This window comes from Neobacillus terrisolis (genome assembly GCF_051233475.1).
Classification (GTDB): domain Bacteria; phylum Bacillota; class Bacilli; order Bacillales; family Cytobacillaceae; genus Bacillus_BU.
On the sequence record NZ_JBKFGH010000044.1, the window covers coordinates 1 to 16,644 of the forward strand.

Sequence of the window (16,644 nt, forward strand, 5' to 3'; positions counted from 1 at the left end):
ATCTAAGCATGAAGCCCCCCTCAAGATGAGATTTCCCATAGCGCAAGCTAGTAAGATCCCTGAAAGATGATCAGGTTGATAGGTCAGAGGTGGAAGCGTGGTGACATGTGGAGCTGACTGATACTAATCGATCGAGGACTTAACCAAATTAAGTTCCAGGTGAACTCGTTTTACAACTTCTTCTACATTATCTAGTTTTGAGGGAATGAAATTCCCTATTATAATAGTCTGGTGGCGATAGCGAGAAGGTCACACCCGTTCCCATACCGAACACGGAAGTTAAGCTTCTCAGCGCCGATGGTAGTTGGGGGCTCTCCCCCTGTGAGAGTAGGACGCTGCCGGGCAAACAAAAAACAGCTGATGAAGCTGTTTTTTTGTTTATTGATTAAGGTTTTGCTAAATGAATAAAAAAATATAAAAAGACATACACCCAAACTCATATAGAGACATACAATAAAATGCGGCTATCTCCGGTTGAATATTCAAAAGATTGTATACAAATAATTAAGTGCGGAAAGAATAGGAGTATGGAGGTGGGGATATTGAGTTCGCAACATATTAAAGAATTATGTGTGATTTGTGAGGAAGAGAAATTAAAAGGGATTCATTTGTACACATCTTTCATTTGTGCAGATTGCGAAAAAGATTTAATTAATACGGAAACGGACGATCCTAAATATCAATATTATGTTCAGCAATTAAAAAAGGCCACAAAACCAGAAATCTATTCTTAAAGATTAATAATTCTCATCATAATGATTGGATATACAAAGTAGAAAGGTGCTCTAAAAGGCTAACATTTTACGATATCAATCGCAAACATAAAAAAAGTACCAAAAATGACTAACAAATTGCATGGGTAATTTGTTAGTCATTTTTGCATGCGATTATTCAGTAGCGGACATCAGTACCGCTATTTTCACAAAAAGGGTAGTTTTTATACGTTAAGCGGACATCAGTTCCCTTATTTGATCCTAAACCACTATAATTCAGTGGTTTTTATGTAAATAAGGTATCCTGTGTCCTCTTAAGTCTAGAAAAAGGTCTTTTTTACTAAAATAAGGTCCTCTATGTCCGTTCATTAATTCAGGGCACTTATTTTTTTGTCTAAACATATAAACTTTCTGCCTGTTTTGTTAAAATAAATGAGACCTAAAAGGTTGAATCTTATTATAAGATAAATTTCCGATGAAACTTAAAGTAATGGTGATGATATGAAGGATTACTCAAAAACACCGATATTTGACAGGCTTGTAGCGCATAGTAATGAGAAACCTATTTCTTTCCATGTACCAGGACATAAAAATGGTGGTTTGTTTACCGAAGGTGGTTCATCATACTATAATCAACTGTTAAAGCTTGATGTAACAGAATTAACAGGTTTGGATGACCTTCATTCTCCACATGGTATTATCCAAGAGTCAGAAGAGTTATTGTCAAATCTTTATAATGTTAAAAAAAGTTTTCTACTGGTTAATGGGACGACTGTCGGAAATCTAGCAATGATTATGGCCTCGATTAATGAGGACGACAAGGTTCTAGTCCAAAGAAATTGTCATAAATCAATATTAAATGGCCTCCAGTTAGCTAATGCAGATCCCGTCTTTTTAAGTCCGGAGTATGACAAGGAATGGAAGGTAGCAGGTGGGCCTTCATATGAAACGGTAGAAGCTGCAATAAAAAAATATCCTAACGCAAAAGCACTCATTTTAACCTATCCAAATTACTATGGCATAGTATATAAATTAGGAAAGATGATTGAATTAGCTCATAGTCATAACATCCCGGTTTTAGTAGATGAAGCTCATGGTGCACATTTTATTGCTGGAGAACCGTTTCCCGCTTCGGCGGTAACTTTAGGGGCGGATGTAGTAGTTCAATCGGCACATAAGACATTACCAGCGATGACGATGGGTTCCTTTTTACATTTTAATAGTGAGCTAATCTCGTTAGAGCATCTAGAAAAATATTTACATATCTTACAATCGAGCAGTCCATCGTATCCAATTATGGCTTCTTTAGATATTGCGCGCAGCTATCTTAGTTCGTTTGACAAAGAAGATTTAGATTATCTTCAAAGTCAAATTATTGCATTTAGAAGAGATCTGTCAGAAATTCCGGGAATAAAAGTTTTAGGATTTGAACGAGGCATAGGGGACTTATTAAAAATTACCATTCAAACAGCTAGCACGATTAGTGGTTTTGATTTACAAGAAAAGCTAGAGGACCTTGGGATATATACAGAACTCGCTGACCCGTATAATGTGCTGCTCATTGCACCGCTACTTAAAAAAGGAATGGACTACCCTTTTAAAGAAGTGGTTTCCCGCATTTCAAAAGCTGCTGCCATTTGGGATCATACAATAGTTCAAACCAAACATAATAGTCCATACATAAAAAAAGGTATTTCAAAGCTTAACTATAGTTTTAAAGAAATGAAAGTAAGAAAATCGAAGCTGGTTCCTATTCAAGAGGCAATAGGGCAAGTCGCTGCGGAAATGATTGTTCCATATCCGCCCGGCATTCCGTTACTATTTCCCGGGGAAATGATTTGTTCTGATGATGTTGAACAACTTAAGTGGTTACTGACAAACCGTGCCAAATTTCAAGGAGGAGCTTCCTTAAGAGAAGGTCTTATTCATGTTTATTAATAGTGGTTTATATTATTGGAGGTTACTATATGGCTAATGGTGTTTTTATTACAATTGAGGGGCCAGAAGGTGCTGGTAAAACTACAATCATAAATATGATTGTTCAGCATTTAGAAAAAAAGGGATACCCCGTAATGCAAACTCGGGAACCTGGCGGGATAGAAATTGCTGAGCAAATTCGACAAGTCATTTTGGCTAAAGAAAATACCGCTATGGACCCAAGAACTGAAGCCCTGCTATATGCAGCTGCTAGAAGGCAACATTTAATAGAAAAAGTTAAGCCGGCACTAGAGGCAGGAGCAGTAATTATTTGTGATCGTTTCATTGATAGTTCTTTAGCTTATCAAGGCTATGCCCGAGGCCTTGGCGTTGAAGAAGTATTTGATATCAATAAATTCGCGATTGAAAATATGATGCCAAAATTAACGATTTATTTTGATATTGATCCCGAAATAGGTTTGAGCAGAATAAATCAGCATAGAGGACGGGAAGTTAATCGATTGGACTTAGAAACAATCGATTTTCACCAAAAAGTTCGCAAAGGCTACCATCTCTTAATTGAAAAATTCCCTGAGCGGATTAAGGTGATTGATGCTTCACAGTCAGTTGAAAGTGTATTTACTGATGCTTTAAAGGAAATTGAGCAAATACTATAAAGTTTGATAAGAAGCTGACTCTGATTTAATAGGAAGTCAGCTTTTTTCAGTATATTCCATCTGAATGAAATGAAAATAACTGTTATAATATAGATAAATTAAATTAAGTGAGTGATGATTTTGGCAAGGACTTGGAATGAACTTGAAAAGCTCCAACCAACTGTATTAAGAATGTTAAAGAATAGCCTCTTAAGAGAACGTGTGTCTCACGCTTACCTTTTTGAGGGTTTGCGGGGGATTGGAAAGAAAGAAGTGGGTTTGTTACTTGCCAAAAGTCTATTTTGCATTCAGCCTGAGGATGGATATATTCCATGCGATGAATGCTTAAATTGTAAACGAATTGATACGGGGAATCATCCTGATTTTCATTTAATTGAACCTGATGGCCTGTCGATAAAAAAGCAGCAAATTCTTGATTTACAAGAGGAATTCTCGAAAACAGGAGTTGAATCTAAACAAAAAATATATATGATTGTTCATGCGGATCGGATTACGATAAATGCTGCGAACAGTCTATTGAAATTTTTGGAGGAACCAAGTCAACAAACGTATGCTATTTTAATAACAGAACAAGTTCAGAAGATACTGCCAACCATTTTATCAAGATGTCAAGTGCTGACGTTTTCGCCTCTATCACCAAAAAATTTAATTGAAAAGTTTATTGAAGAGGGAGTAGATCCAAGTTCTGCTCCACTGTTAGCTCAATTAACCAATAATCTTGACGAAGCATTAGAATTAAACAAAGATGATTGGTTTGCACAAGCACAAAAAATAGTGTTAAAATTATATGAAGTGTTGAAAAAAAATTCTCTTGAAGCACTTGTGTCACTTCAAGACCGTTGGTTTGAGCACTTTAAAGAGAAAGAGCAGTTAGATCGAGGGTTAGATTTATTACTTCTTTTTTATAAGGATTTATTATATATTCAAGTCGGGAAGAATGATCAAGTTGTTTTTCAAAATGAAAAGGAACGTTTAGAGCAATATGCATTGCAAGCGTCAGGACGGAAGTTGGCTGATCAGATGGCAGCCATACTAGAATCTAAAAGGAAGCTGCATGCAAATATGAATTCTCAGCTGTTAATGGAACAGCTTGTGTTAAAATTGCAGGAGGGATCTTCATTTGTATGATGTAGTAGGTGTACGCTTTAAAAAAGCGGGGAAAATATATTACTTTGATCCCGGGGAGATCCTTGTTCAGAAGGATGATTTTGTCATTGTTGAGACGGTTCGAGGCGTTGAATACGGTAAAGTGGTGACCGGTCGTAAGCAAGTAGAAGAACAGGACGTTGTTCTGCCACTCAAAAAGGTTTTGCGCCTTGCGGATCAAAAGGATCGAATGATTGTTGAGGAAAATAAACAAGCTGCAAAAGAAGCATATGAGGTTTGTTGTCAAAAGGTAAATGAACATCAACTAGATATGAAACTTGTTGATGTAGAGTACACATATGATCGAAATAAAGTAATCTTTTATTTTACAGCTGATGGAAGAGTCGATTTCAGAGAACTAGTCAAAGATTTGGCTGCTATTTTCCGGACCAGGATTGAGCTTCGCCAAATTGGTGTTCGAGATGAAGCGAAAATGCTTGGTGGAATTGGGCCATGCGGTCGTATGTTGTGCTGTTCAACTTTCTTAGGAGATTTTGACCCAGTTTCGATTAAGATGGCTAAGGACCAAAACCTAAGCTTAAATCCAACTAAAATTTCCGGATTATGCGGACGGTTAATGTGTTGTTTAAAATATGAAAACGATGAATATGAGACTGCTAAAGAGCAGCTTCCTGATTTAGGAGAAATGATTGAAACCCCGAACGGAATTGGAAAAGTTGTTGGATTGAATATTTTAGAACGAGTTCTTCAAATAGAGTATAGTGATTTAGGACGTGTTCTGGAATTTACGCTCGATGAGATTTTGAAAGAAGGCGTCGTTTCGATACAATCCACAGACTGACGAGGTGGAATGCGTGGATAAAAAGGAAATCTTTGATTCAGTTATTAATATGGAAACACAAATTGGTCATTTGTACACTCAACTCGGTGAGCTAAAGCAGCATCTTGCGGAAATCCTTGAAGAAAACAATTCGTTAAAATTAGAAAATGATTTATTAAGAAGACGGTTCGAGTTGACTACGGAAAAAGTAGAGCATAAGAAAAAAACAAACAAGAAGAATGTGCCTCATTCTGATTCACCAGAGCGAAATAGTTTTGATATTGGAGAAGGCTATGATAATCTTGCCCGGCTTTACCAAGAAGGTTTTCATATTTGTAATATTCACTTTGGAAGTCCAAGAAAAGAAGGGGATTGTCTATTCTGCTTATCCTTTTTAAATAAGAAATAATTGTACTGCCTTCCTGCTAACTAGGAAGGCTGTTTTTTCGAAATAAAAATAGATAAACTAAGAAATAAAAAAGTTTGAGTTGTGTCTAGTAGTAGCATCCTGACAAAAGGACGTTGCCGAACGGACGCTGGAGCTTTTCTAACAGGAGGAGCAAATGGCCCATTTAAAAGATGATGAACGATTAGATTATTTACTAGCTGAGGACTTGAAAATCATTCAAAGTCCATCTGTTTTTGCTTTTTCACTTGATGCTGTTCTTTTAGCAAAATTTACATACGTACCAATTCAAAAAGGTAACATTATTGACCTATGTAGCGGTAATGGAATTATTCCTTTATTACTAAGTACAAGATCAAAAGGCAATATTATTGGGGTAGAGATTCAACAACGTTTGTATGATATGGCTGTGCGCAGCTTTGAATACAATCAACTAGAGCAGCAATTGCAGATGATCCATGGGGATATAAAAGAGATGCCGAAGCGTTTGGGACATGGGAAATTCGATGTCGTTACATGTAATCCCCCTTATTTTAAAACACCTAATAAAGATGAAATAAATGAAAATGAGCATTTAGCGATAGCCCGTCATGAAATAATGTGTACGCTTGAGGATGTCGTCCGCGTATCAAGTCAACTTGTCAGACAGGGTGGGAAAGTAGCATTTGTCCATCGTCCTGGCCGATTGCTGGATATTATTACTTTAATGCGACAGTATCGCCTCGAGCCAAAACGGATCCAATTTGTCCATCCGAAACAGGGAAAAGACTCCAATACATTACTAATCGAAGCCATTAAAGACGGACAACCAGATTTGAAGATTTTACCTCCGTTATTCGTTTATAATGAAAACCAGGAGTATACTCAGGAAGTCAAAGAGATATTGTATGGAAAATAATCATTATTTTTATGTTCTAAAATGTAGGGATGGTAGCTTTTATGGTGGTTACACAAATAATTTAGTACGGAGACTTAAGCTTCATAATGAAGGGAAGGGCGCGAAATATACAAGAGGAAGAGGCCCTGTTGAGCTCATATTCAGTAAAGGATTTGTGGATAAAAGTGATGCCCTGAAGGCAGAATATGAATTTAAGCAATGGACGCGAAAAAAAAAGGAAGAGTTTCTGATAAGAGAAGCAGGTGAAAGCTATGTGGCAGCAAAAAAGCTTTAATAATGAGGGACATGGTGGGATTTTATACCTTGTTCCAACACCGATTGGTAATCTTGAAGATATGAGTTTTCGGGCGGTAAGGATATTAAAAGAAGTAGATTTAATCGCGGCTGAAGACACTCGTAATACGATGAAACTGTGTAATTATTTTCAAATTGAATCTCAAGTCGTCAGCTATCATGAACATAATAAGCGAGTAAGTGGAGAAAAGCTATTAAGCCGGTTACGGGATGGGGCGAATATAGCTCTAGTCAGTGATGCAGGAATGCCAACCATATCGGATCCAGGGTATGAATTAGTCCGGGAAGCTGTCGCAGAGCAATTGAAGGTTGTTCCGCTACCAGGTGCAAATGCAGCTTTAACAGCATTAATCGCATCAGGATTATCTACTCAGCCCTTTTATTTTTATGGTTTCTTAAACCGTCAGAAAAAAGAAAAACGGAAGGAGCTTGAGAAACTGGCTGGTCAATCCGCGACATTGCTTTTTTATGAATCTCCTCATCGGTTAAAGGACACGTTGGTGGTAATGAATGAGGTACTTGGTAATCGCGAAATAGTGTTATGTCGAGAGTTATCTAAGAAATTTGAGGAATTTATTAGAGGTAAGATGACTGAAGTTTTGGAATGGGCCAGTAAAGAAGAGGTAAGAGGCGAATTTTGTTTAGTAGTTGAAGGTTCTAAGGACGAAGCATCTGAAGCAGATGTCCAATGGTGGGCAGAGATGGCTATTATTGACCACGTAGATTATTATATTAATGAAAAAGATATGGCTTCGAAAGAAGCGATTAAGCAAGTTGCGAAGGATCGAGATATCAATAAACGAGAAGTCTACCAGGCATATCATATTGATTAACAGAAAAGTAAAAAGGCTGACCCGGGTCAGCCTTTTTCTATTCTATTACTTTTTTAAATCAAAAGCTTTGCTAATTTCTTCAACTAGTTGAGCTGCACCTTCACGGCTCAAAATTAATTTGCCATCAGCTAATGTTACATTGTCGTCTGATACTTCACCAGTAACTTGGCAAGTCATATTAGGTTTATATTTTTTTAAAATAATTCTTTCATCGTCAACATAAATTTCTAAAGCGTCTTTTTCTGCAATTCCAAGAGTTCTTCTTAGCTCAATCGGGATTACTACTCGACCAAGTTCATCAACTTTACGTACAATACCTGTAGATTTCATTACAATATTCTCCTCTCGAATCATTATTCTATCTTTTATGTTTTTTCGTCATTATTCGACATTTTTATTACTGATATAATAATACCAGCCATTACCATAAACGTCAATTATTTTTAATTTGATAATTATTAGAAATTATTACCTATCATGATAAATGTTGATTTATCAATGTTTACTTGGTTTTTTGCCCAATTACACAGGATTGAAAAGTCCTGAAAAAAGTATTGTAAAAACACTTTTGTACTACATAGTTACAAATATTTTTCGACAAAATTCGCTAATATCCTCTATGATTCTCTCTGCTTTTAAATAGGGTTTTCTCTGAAAGTTGTGATGTTGCACAAATTTGCATTTTTAGGTATATTTTGATGATATAAGAGGTTATGATGACTTATGAAATCATTCTATTTATAAAGCTATATTTATGGGGGCAGAACTTGGTCTATATTGTGTCTGTTACATGATAACTTTATTTCGAATCATAGGTTTGGATACTTGTGATAGATTTTTTGATTTTTACCTCTATTATTAAGAGGTTTTTATAGGAGGAATATTTTTATGGAGGAAAAACGCAACACCTTTTATCTGACAACTCCGATCTATTATCCAAGCGGAAATCTTCATATTGGACATGCATACACCACAGTAGCCGGTGATGCAATGGCTCGATACAAGCGGATGCGTGGCTTTGATGTTATGTATTTAACTGGAACGGATGAGCACGGCCAAAAAATTCAAGAAAAAGCGGAAGAAAAAGGAGTAACCCCGCAAAAATATGTCGATGACATCGTTGCCGGGATTCAAGACCTTTGGAAAAAGTTGGATATTTCATACGATGATTTTATTCGAACTACTGAAGATCGACACAAACAGGTGGTTCAAAAGATTTTTGCTCAACTTTTAGAACAAGGGGATATTTACCTTGGTGAGTACGAAGGCTGGTATTGTACACCATGTGAATCGTATTATACAGAGCACCAATTGGTAGACGATAATTGCCCTGATTGCAACCGTCCTGTAAAAAAGGTAAAAGAAGAGTCGTATTTTTTCAGAGTTAGTAAATATGCTGACCGCTTGCTCGCTTATTATGAGGAAAATCCGGAATTTATTCAGCCTGAATCTCGTAAGAACGAAATGATCAATAACTTTATTAAACCGGGACTTGAGGATTTAGCTGTATCGAGAACTACATTTGATTGGGGTATCAAGGTTCCTGGCAATCCAAAGCATGTTATTTATGTGTGGATTGATGCTTTATCAAATTATATTACAGCTTTAGGATATGGAACAGATAAAAACGAGAAATATTTAAATTATTGGCCTGCCAATGTTCATTTAGTTGGTAAAGAAATTGTTCGTTTCCATACTATTTACTGGCCAATTATGTTAATGGCACTCGATCTTCCCCTTCCTAAAAAAGTGTTTGCCCATGGCTGGCTATTAATGAAGGACGGCAAAATGTCCAAATCAAAAGGAAATGTTGTGGATCCGGTAACATTAATCGATCGTTATGGATTAGACGCGTTACGTTATTATTTATTGCGTGAAGTACCATTTGGTGCTGATGGTGTGTTTACACCAGAGGGATTTGTAGACCGGATTAATTTTGATTTAGCAAATGATTTAGGAAATTTGTTAAATCGTACCGTAGCCATGATCAACAAATATTTTGACGGAGAGATTCCGGAATATAAAGGGTCAACTGGTGAATTCGACAAACAACTTCTGCAAGCAAATATTGACGCAGTTGGGAAATATGAGGAAGCAATGGAAAGAATGGAGTTTTCCGTTGCATTAACTTCCATTTGGCAGGTTGTTAGTCGTACGAATAAATATATCGATGAGACTCAGCCATGGGTATTAGCTAAAGAAGAAGCAACGAAAGCGGAATTGGCTAATGTAATGACGCACCTAGCTGAATCTTTACGCAGAGTGGGTATATTATTAAAGCCATTTTTAACCCAGACTCCTGGTAAAATTTTCACGCAACTTAATATTACGGATGAGTTCTTAACATCGTGGGCAAGTTTAGAAAGCTTTGGTCATATCCCGGGTGGAACAAAGGTGACGAAAGGAGAACCTATTTTCCCACGTCTTGATATTGAAGAGGAAGTTAACTTTATAAAAGAAAAGATGGCTCCACCGGTTGCTACAACTGTTAAAGAAGAGGATAAGACAACTGAAGCACCGGAAAAACCTGAAGTAGAAGAAATTTCAATCGATGATTTTATGAAGGTTGATTTGAGGGTGGCAGAGGTTGTTCAATGTGAGGCGATACCTAAGGCGGATAAATTACTCAAGTTGCAATTGGATCTAGGTTATGAACAGCGCCAAGTTGTTTCTGGGATTGCAAAATTTTATAAACCTGAGGAACTAATTGGTCGAAAGGTTATTTGTGTAACCAATCTTAAACCGGTGAAACTTCGCGGTGAGCTGTCACAGGGAATGATTTTAGCAGGAAGCCAGGATGGGATGCTGTCTCTAGCAACAGTAGATCAATCTTTACCAAACGGTTCAAAAGTTAAATAATAGGTTTTTGCAGCGGCCAAAGTTCTGGTACTTAACTAAGGGCTAAGCCACTTCCGTTTTTAGATTAAGCTCTAGCACCAAAGGTGCTGGAGCTTTTTTCAAAGACTATGTTAAAGACCAAAGTTCATTTGTAAGCCACTGTTGATTGGAGCGGAAGGTGCGAGACTCCTGCGGGAGAAGGTGTCACGGGAGACCCCACAGGCGCTATGGCGCCGAGGAGGCTCCCGGACTCCCCCGCGGAAAGCGAGCACCTGAAGCGGAAATCAAAAGCCAAATTTAACAAAGCCTTTTTAAAATGAGAAATGTTTCACGTGTAACATTTGGTCGAATCGGCCTATGTTTTTGTTTTATCGTGGCGAAAAAGATAAAATATAGTGGAATCAAATATGTAAAGGGAGTTATAAACATGCTTTTTGATACACATGTCCATTTAAACGCAGAACAATATAAAGAAGATTTAGAGGAAGTCATTAATCGGGCTTTATCATCAGGTGTCAGTACAATGGTGGTGGTGGGGTTTGACCGTCCTACCATCGAAAAAGCGATTGAACTGGCAGAAGCTTATGATTTTATTTATGCGAGTGTCGGGTGGCATCCGGTTGATGCGATTGATATGACTCCTGAAGACTTAAACTGGCTCGAACAATTGGCCGCACATCCAAAGGTAGTGGCGCTAGGTGAAATGGGGCTTGATTACTATTGGGACAAATCGCCAAAAGAGGTTCAACAGGAAGTCTTCCGCAAACAAATTCAATTGGCTCGCAAAGTAAAACTGCCGATTATTATTCATAATCGTGATGCCACGGCAGATATTATCGAGATTTTAAAGGAAGAGAAGGCAGAAGAAGTAGGCGGAATCATGCATTGCTTTAGCGGTAGCCCGGAAATCGCACAAGAGTGCATTAAGATGAATTTCTATATTTCGCTTGGTGGACCGGTTACCTTTAAAAATGCAAAGCAGCCGAAAAAGGTAGCGGAACTGGTCCCATTAGAGCGATTATTAATCGAAACGGACTGTCCATATCTTACTCCACATCCGCACCGAGGTAAACGAAATGAGCCAAGTTATGTAAAATTAGTAGCGGAACAAATTGCCGAAATTAAAGGAAAAACTTTAGAAGAAGTTGGCGCAGCGACATCGGAAAATGCAAAGAAATTATTCGGCATTATTCGATAAGAAACTTTGTCGTTTTTTAAAAAAGCTTGTCCGAATTTTTTATATTTCTCACTTGTTCTACACGCCTCCGATTCAACATAGGATAACCATGTCGATATTAATTTCTTTACTTTTTCTCTTGACTTTTTGCATAATTAGCTTACGTCAGGGAATGTGCTTTGGTTGACAGTCGGCGAGATAGTCTATATAATTCACTCGAGAAAAGGAGGCGTTTTTCATCGTAATCCAAAACATGAAAAACCTGTTTTCCATTCTTTCGAGGAAGAGGAGATGGACCGTACTAATTGCAAGTTTCATAGTTTTTGTTGCAACCACAGGTGGAATTCTGTATGAAACAACGAAAAAAACTGTAGCTTTAACGATCGACGGTCAAGAAAAAATCATAAAGACCCATGCGAATACCGTTGAGGGAATTTTTGATGATTTACATGTCTCACTTCGCTCAGAAGACTATGTGTTTCCTTCGGTTAACACAAAGGTTAAAAACAACTTAAAGGTTGTATTTAACCCGGCAAAACAGGTTCAACTTGTAACAGACGGCGAGAAGAAAACGGTTTGGACAACAGCCACAACAGTTGCACAATTGTTAAAAGAACAGAAGATAGCATTAAATGAACATGATGAGGTACTTCCCAGGCCGGATGCAAAGTTAACAAGCAAATCGAAAGTAAAAGTAAATCGAGCTTTTAACTTAACGTTTATTGATGGAGGTATTGGGTACCAAGTTTGGTCCACTTCGACTACGGTCGCTGACTTTTTAGTACAACAAGGAATAAAACTTAATCAACTTGACCGAGTTGAGCCTAAGCCGGAACAGATCCTCAAAGAGAATGACACGGTTAAAGTCATTCGAGTTGAAAAAGTCACCGATGTAGTGGAAGAACCAGTTGAATTTGCCACAATTACACAGAAAGATGATAATTTGGCACAGGGGACCGAAAAGGTTGTTCAAGAAGGTCAGCAAGGTCTTATTCAAAGGACCTACGAAATTGTTAAAGAAAATGGAAAAGAAGTCATTCGAAATATATTGAATGAAACAAAGATTAAGGATAAACAAGATAAGATTGTAGCCGTAGGGACGTTAACGCTGGCTCAGCAAATTTCTCGCGGATCTGCAGCTGGTCAAGAATTATATGTAAGTTCAACTGCCTATACAGCCTCGTGCAACGGCTGTTCAGGTACTACGGCAACGGGGATTAATTTAAGAGCAAATCCTGACGTTAAAGTGATTGCTGTTGACCCAAGCATTATCCCACTTGGAACTAAGGTTTATGTTGAAGGGTACGGCTATGCAGTTGCTGCCGATACTGGTTCAGCTATTAAGGGGTACAAGATTGACGTATTTCTCCCGTCACAAGCAGATGCATATCGATGGGGAGTAAGAAAAGTAAAAATTAGAATTTTATAGTTCGCTTGATGCAGAGGGAGACATTCCTCTGCATTTTGCTTTTGTGGATTTTTTCTTTATACTTTAAGAGGAACGTCTTACTTTATTATATTTTAGTGGATATATTTATAGACGAATTACATTACATAATTGTTTCAAATTTTTTATAAAAATTATGTTTTTTGAATAATGGAGGAAAGCTTTAATATGAAGATTAAAGAGGTTATTGTGGTGGAGGGGAAAGACGATACCACCGCGATAAGACGAGCAGTGGATGCCGATACAATTGAAACAAACGGTTCTGCGATTAATGAAGAAACGATTGAGAAGATAAAGCTCGCTCAAAAAACAAGAGGGGTCATTGTTTTGACTGATCCCGATTTTCCAGGAGAAAAGATTCGCCATACGATTACCCAGCATGTCCCAGGCTGTAAACATGCCTTCTTAGAAAAAGAAGAGGCGATTAAAAGCAAGGGAAGAGGTCTTGGGGTAGAGCACGCTTCACCAGCTGCAATCAAAAAAGCACTGAGCCAAGCACATGAAATGAGTGATATGATCGTAGAGGAAATATCACAGGATGATTTAATTGATGCAGGTTTGATTGGTGGAGCCGGAGCAAAGGAAAGAAGAGAAAAGCTGGGCAAGCTTCTTAAAATTGGCTATACAAATGGAAAGCAGCTCTATAAACGATTAATGATGTTCCAAATAAGCCGTACTCAATTTGCGGATGCAGTAGCAGCAATAAGACAGGAGGAGCAAGATGTATAAAGATATCGCAACACCAATAAGGACGAAAACGATTCTAGAAAAATACGGTTTTTCCTTCAAAAAAAGCCTTGGTCAAAATTTTTTAATTGATCCTAATATATTAAAAAGAATTGTTGATCATGCTGATATTACCGAGGAGACAGGGGCAATTGAGATTGGGCCGGGAATCGGTGCTTTAACAGAACATTTGGCTCGCAGCAGTAAAAAGGTCGTAGCATTTGAAATAGACCAACGGTTACTGCCGATATTAACGGAAACATTGGCTCCTTATCCAAATGTTGAAGTGATCCATCAGGATGTTTTAAAGGCTGATGTGAAAGCAGTCATCGAGGAGAAACTGGCTGACGTTAAAGATATTATGGTAGTCGCGAATTTACCGTACTATGTAACTACGCCGATCATCATGAAGCTGCTGGAGGAAAAACTGCCAATCAGAGGGTTAGTCGTTATGCTCCAAAAGGAAGTGGCGGATCGAATTTCTGCACAACCTGGAACGAAGGAATATGGCTCTCTTTCCATTGCGATTCAATATTATACGAAGGCTGAAATTGTTATGACGGTACCCAAAACAGTGTTCGTACCCCAGCCTAATGTCGATTCAGCTATTATCAGGTTAACTGTTCGTGAAAAACCTGCAGTGGAAATGATGAACGAAGAATTCTTTTTCCAAGTGATCAAATCAAGTTTTGCCCAAAGGCGAAAAACGATTTTAAATAATTTAACTACTCAGTTACCAAATGGCAAGGAAAAGAAAGAAGCGATTGTCTTAGCGTTAACGGAAGCAAAGATCGATCCTAGCCGCAGAGGGGAAACCTTATCGATTGAAGAATTTGCTCGCTTAAGTGATGCTCTTCTTCCTGCTTTTGTTTGAACGGATCATTGTAAAACAGAATACAACCATCAAAAGTTGACTCTTTAATAAGTCAGCTTTTTTTTTGCTCAATTCAAATTATCGATTGTTTTATGAGACCATGATGAATCACATCTTTTTGTGTAGTTGCATAGCCTATATCAAGAGCGTTTAGTTTAAAGGAAAGCCCGATAAGGGGCTGGATGGAGTGGATGACTGTGGCGATAGGAATGATGGATATAGTCGGTAGAAGGTCATACCATTGTGACATCCTTTTCCGTGTCATTGATATCAGGGAGGATGCTGGACGGAAAATAGCCATTCTTTATGGCGAGGATTTTCGGCTGATTGCTGATGCACCATATGAAGACCTAATTGCAATCGATCCAAATGAACGGAGGAAAAAATCTCAGGAATTCCGCTCATTGGAAGAACAATCATTACAGTTATTTCGACAGGATGTTAGCTTGCTGAAACAAAAGTCTGAATTTGATGCGAGCGGGGGATATAGTAAAGAAATTAATATCTTTCAAGTGCCTGGGAAGGTACTTCATATCGATGGCGATCCCAACTATTTAAAAAAATGTTTGATTGTTTATGAGAAGGTTGGGGTTCCTGTTTATGGGGTACACTGTAATGAGAAGGAAATGCCAACCAAGGTAGGACAGTTCCTTGATTATTACCGGCCAGATATTTTAGTGATAACAGGGCATGATTCTTATTCGAAGGCGAAAGGAAAAATGTCTGATATAAATGCATATCGTCATTCAAGGCATTTTGTCCAGACGGTTATCGAAGCAAGAAGAAAAGTACCTCATTTAGATCAATTAGTCATTTTTGCAGGTGCATGCCAGTCACATTTTGAATCGCTTATTCAAGCGGGTGCAAATTTCGCAAGTTCTCCATCAAGGGTTAATATTCATGCCTTAGATCCCGTTTATATCGTCGCCAAAATCAGTTTCACCCCTTTCATGGAAAGGATTAATGTATGGGATGTACTAAGAAATACTTTAACGGGTGAAAAAGGTTTGGGAGGAATTGAAACGAAGGGTGTTTTAAGAACGGGAATGCCTTATAAATTACCGTTAGAGGAGGAAGAACAAAAATAAGCCGTTTCACACTTCGGCTTATTTTTGTATGGTGGTAAATGGTTTGTTTTTTTATAAAATAATTTGACCAAATTTAACCTTAGTTGAGAAATGAGGAGTTTTCTTTGGTAAAAAATTTACATATTCCTTTAAGTTTAGGGTCAATATAACATTGTAGAAAATTAGCAGAAAAAGTGGAATGAAAAACATTGACAATCATTTTATTTGACTGTTATAATTTTATGTTTTATTTGACTTTTTTTGCTAACCGTGTTATACTTTTCATAGTGAGGTGGACCGAATGCCAAGAACATTAGCGGATATTAAGAAGTCTCTTGACTCAAATTTAGGGAAAAGATTAATGCTAAAGGCGAACGGAGGACGAAGAAAGACGATTGAACGTTCCGGCGTTTTAGCAGAAACATATCCCTCAGTATTTGTCATTGAGCTGGATCAAGAAGAAAACGCATTTGAACGGGTGTCTTACAGTTACGCGGATATTTTAACAGAGACGGTTCAGATTACCTTCTATGAAGATACATCAGGCAGTATCGCTTTAAGTTAATAGTTGTTTAAATCGCAGTGGACAATAGTTTGCTGCTTTTTATTTTGTTTTTAGCTGTGTTAAAGAACAATGTTTATTTTGAGCACTCTGTTGATTGGAGCGGAAGGTGCGAGACTCCTGCGGGAGAAGGTGTCACGGGAGACCCCACAGGCGCTATGGCGCCGAGGAGGCTCCCGGACTCCCCCGCGGAAAGCGAGCACCTGGAGAGGAAATCAACAGACAAATTTAACAGGCCATTGTTTTTTAATTAATAAGTTCGATGCCTTATCACAAACTAATGATGCC

At 37.8% G+C, this 16,644-nt stretch carries 17 protein-coding genes and 2 rRNA genes; 18 read left to right on the forward strand and 1 reads right to left on the reverse strand.

What is annotated here, in order from left to right:
• The 11 genes from ACI48O_RS21710 to rsmI form a co-directional block, all read left to right on the forward strand.
• Positions 1-147: ribosomal RNA gene (locus ACI48O_RS21710) — 23S ribosomal RNA — on the forward strand; the annotation flags it as partial.
• 80 nt (positions 148-227) lie between these two features.
• Positions 228-344: ribosomal RNA gene (gene rrf, locus ACI48O_RS21715) — 5S ribosomal RNA — on the forward strand.
• A gap of 183 nt (positions 345-527) precedes the next feature.
• Positions 528-734 (forward strand): sigma factor G inhibitor Gin, encoded by a 207-nt coding sequence (locus ACI48O_RS21720; protein ID WP_435563922.1) that lies wholly within the window; start codon positions 528-530, stop codon positions 732-734.
• 480 nt (positions 735-1,214) lie between these two features.
• Complete coding sequence (locus ACI48O_RS21725) at positions 1,215-2,651, forward strand: aminotransferase class I/II-fold pyridoxal phosphate-dependent enzyme (protein ID WP_435563923.1); 1,437 nt, start codon at positions 1,215-1,217, stop codon at positions 2,649-2,651.
• 29 nt (positions 2,652-2,680) lie between these two features.
• A complete protein-coding gene (tmk, locus tag ACI48O_RS21730; RefSeq protein ID WP_435563924.1) occupies positions 2,681-3,307 on the forward strand; it encodes a dTMP kinase in 627 nt (208 codons plus the stop codon).
• A 120-nt stretch (positions 3,308-3,427) separates the two neighbouring features.
• Positions 3,428-4,435 carry a DNA polymerase III subunit delta' gene (holB, locus tag ACI48O_RS21735; protein ID WP_435563925.1) on the forward strand — a complete coding sequence of 336 codons (1,008 nt, stop codon included), beginning with the start codon at positions 3,428-3,430 and terminating at the stop codon, positions 4,433-4,435.
• Positions 4,428-5,255, forward strand: coding sequence for a PSP1 domain-containing protein (locus tag ACI48O_RS21740; protein ID WP_435563926.1), 828 nt, complete (start codon positions 4,428-4,430; stop codon positions 5,253-5,255). Before holB ends, ACI48O_RS21740 begins: the two co-directional genes overlap by 8 nt.
• Positions 5,256-5,268: 13 nt before the next feature.
• Positions 5,269-5,643, forward strand: coding sequence for a DNA replication initiation control protein YabA (yabA, locus tag ACI48O_RS21745; RefSeq protein ID WP_435563927.1), 375 nt, complete (start codon positions 5,269-5,271; stop codon positions 5,641-5,643).
• Positions 5,644-5,797: 154 nt separating this feature from the next.
• Positions 5,798-6,538, forward strand: coding sequence for a tRNA1(Val) (adenine(37)-N6)-methyltransferase (locus tag ACI48O_RS21750; RefSeq protein ID WP_435563928.1), 741 nt, complete (start codon positions 5,798-5,800; stop codon positions 6,536-6,538).
• Positions 6,528-6,812, forward strand: coding sequence for a GIY-YIG nuclease family protein (locus ACI48O_RS21755; RefSeq protein ID WP_435563929.1), 285 nt, complete (start codon positions 6,528-6,530; stop codon positions 6,810-6,812). The genes ACI48O_RS21750 and ACI48O_RS21755 overlap by 11 nt, the downstream gene beginning before the upstream one ends.
• Positions 6,790-7,665: a 16S rRNA (cytidine(1402)-2'-O)-methyltransferase gene (rsmI, locus tag ACI48O_RS21760; protein ID WP_435563930.1), complete on the forward strand. Its 876-nt coding sequence runs from the start codon at positions 6,790-6,792 to the stop codon at positions 7,663-7,665. Before ACI48O_RS21755 ends, rsmI begins: the two co-directional genes overlap by 23 nt.
• A gap of 45 nt (positions 7,666-7,710) precedes the next feature.
• Here rsmI and ACI48O_RS21765 read toward each other — a convergent pair whose 3' ends face one another.
• Positions 7,711-7,995: an AbrB/MazE/SpoVT family DNA-binding domain-containing protein gene (locus ACI48O_RS21765; protein ID WP_435563931.1), complete on the reverse strand. Its 285-nt coding sequence runs from the start codon at positions 7,993-7,995 to the stop codon at positions 7,711-7,713.
• A 558-nt stretch (positions 7,996-8,553) separates the two neighbouring features.
• Between ACI48O_RS21765 and metG the strand changes: the two genes are divergently transcribed.
• The 7 genes from metG to veg all read left to right on the forward strand — a co-directional run bounded on the left by metG (position 8,554) and on the right by veg (position 16,359).
• The gene (gene metG / locus ACI48O_RS21770) at positions 8,554-10,524 is read left to right on the forward strand and encodes a methionine--tRNA ligase (RefSeq protein WP_435563932.1); all 1,971 of its coding nucleotides are present in this window, start codon (positions 8,554-8,556) and stop codon (positions 10,522-10,524) included.
• A gap of 406 nt (positions 10,525-10,930) precedes the next feature.
• Positions 10,931-11,701, forward strand: coding sequence for a TatD family hydrolase (locus ACI48O_RS21775; RefSeq protein WP_435563933.1), 771 nt, complete (start codon positions 10,931-10,933; stop codon positions 11,699-11,701).
• Positions 11,702-11,933: 232 nt separating this feature from the next.
• Positions 11,934-13,109, forward strand: coding sequence for a ubiquitin-like domain-containing protein (locus ACI48O_RS21780; RefSeq protein ID WP_435563934.1), 1,176 nt, complete (start codon positions 11,934-11,936; stop codon positions 13,107-13,109).
• Between the two features lie 186 nt (positions 13,110-13,295).
• Positions 13,296-13,856, forward strand: coding sequence for a ribonuclease M5 (gene rnmV, locus ACI48O_RS21785; protein ID WP_435563935.1), 561 nt, complete (start codon positions 13,296-13,298; stop codon positions 13,854-13,856).
• On the forward strand, positions 13,849-14,727 hold the full coding sequence (gene rsmA / locus ACI48O_RS21790; RefSeq protein ID WP_435563936.1) for a 16S rRNA (adenine(1518)-N(6)/adenine(1519)-N(6))-dimethyltransferase RsmA: 879 nt from the start codon (positions 13,849-13,851) through the stop codon (positions 14,725-14,727). Before rnmV ends, rsmA begins: the two co-directional genes overlap by 8 nt.
• A 191-nt stretch (positions 14,728-14,918) precedes the next feature.
• Positions 14,919-15,815 (forward strand): sporulation peptidase YabG, encoded by an 897-nt coding sequence (gene yabG, locus ACI48O_RS21795; protein ID WP_435563938.1) that lies wholly within the window; start codon positions 14,919-14,921, stop codon positions 15,813-15,815.
• 280 nt (positions 15,816-16,095) lie between these two features.
• Positions 16,096-16,359 (forward strand): biofilm formation stimulator Veg, encoded by a 264-nt coding sequence (gene veg / locus ACI48O_RS21800; RefSeq protein WP_435563937.1) that lies wholly within the window; start codon positions 16,096-16,098, stop codon positions 16,357-16,359.
• Positions 16,360-16,644: the final 285 nt, after the last annotated feature.

Bases quoted from the DNA above. Each gene is read 5' to 3' on its own strand.
- ACI48O_RS21720 (WP_435563922.1), top strand. From the start codon at position 528: ATGGAGGTGGGGATATTGAGTTCGCAACATATTAAAGAATTATGTGTG.
- ACI48O_RS21725 (WP_435563923.1), top strand. From the start codon at position 1,215: ATGAAGGATTACTCAAAAACACCGATATTTGACAGGCTTGTAGCGCAT.
- tmk (WP_435563924.1), top strand. From the start codon at position 2,681: ATGGCTAATGGTGTTTTTATTACAATTGAGGGGCCAGAAGGTGCTGGT.
- ACI48O_RS21750 (WP_435563928.1), top strand. From the start codon at position 5,798: ATGGCCCATTTAAAAGATGATGAACGATTAGATTATTTACTAGCTGAG.
- ACI48O_RS21755 (WP_435563929.1), top strand. From the start codon at position 6,528: ATGGAAAATAATCATTATTTTTATGTTCTAAAATGTAGGGATGGTAGC.
- rsmI (WP_435563930.1), top strand. From the start codon at position 6,790: ATGTGGCAGCAAAAAAGCTTTAATAATGAGGGACATGGTGGGATTTTA.
- ACI48O_RS21765 (WP_435563931.1), bottom strand. From the start codon at position 7,995: ATGAAATCTACAGGTATTGTACGTAAAGTTGATGAACTTGGTCGAGTA.
- metG (WP_435563932.1), top strand. From the start codon at position 8,554: ATGGAGGAAAAACGCAACACCTTTTATCTGACAACTCCGATCTATTAT.
- ACI48O_RS21775 (WP_435563933.1), top strand. From the start codon at position 10,931: ATGCTTTTTGATACACATGTCCATTTAAACGCAGAACAATATAAAGAA.
- ACI48O_RS21780 (WP_435563934.1), top strand. From the start codon at position 11,934: ATGAAAAACCTGTTTTCCATTCTTTCGAGGAAGAGGAGATGGACCGTA.
- rnmV (WP_435563935.1), top strand. From the start codon at position 13,296: ATGAAGATTAAAGAGGTTATTGTGGTGGAGGGGAAAGACGATACCACC.
- rsmA (WP_435563936.1), top strand. From the start codon at position 13,849: ATGTATAAAGATATCGCAACACCAATAAGGACGAAAACGATTCTAGAA.
- yabG (WP_435563938.1), top strand. From the start codon at position 14,919: ATGACTGTGGCGATAGGAATGATGGATATAGTCGGTAGAAGGTCATAC.
- veg (WP_435563937.1), top strand. From the start codon at position 16,096: ATGCCAAGAACATTAGCGGATATTAAGAAGTCTCTTGACTCAAATTTA.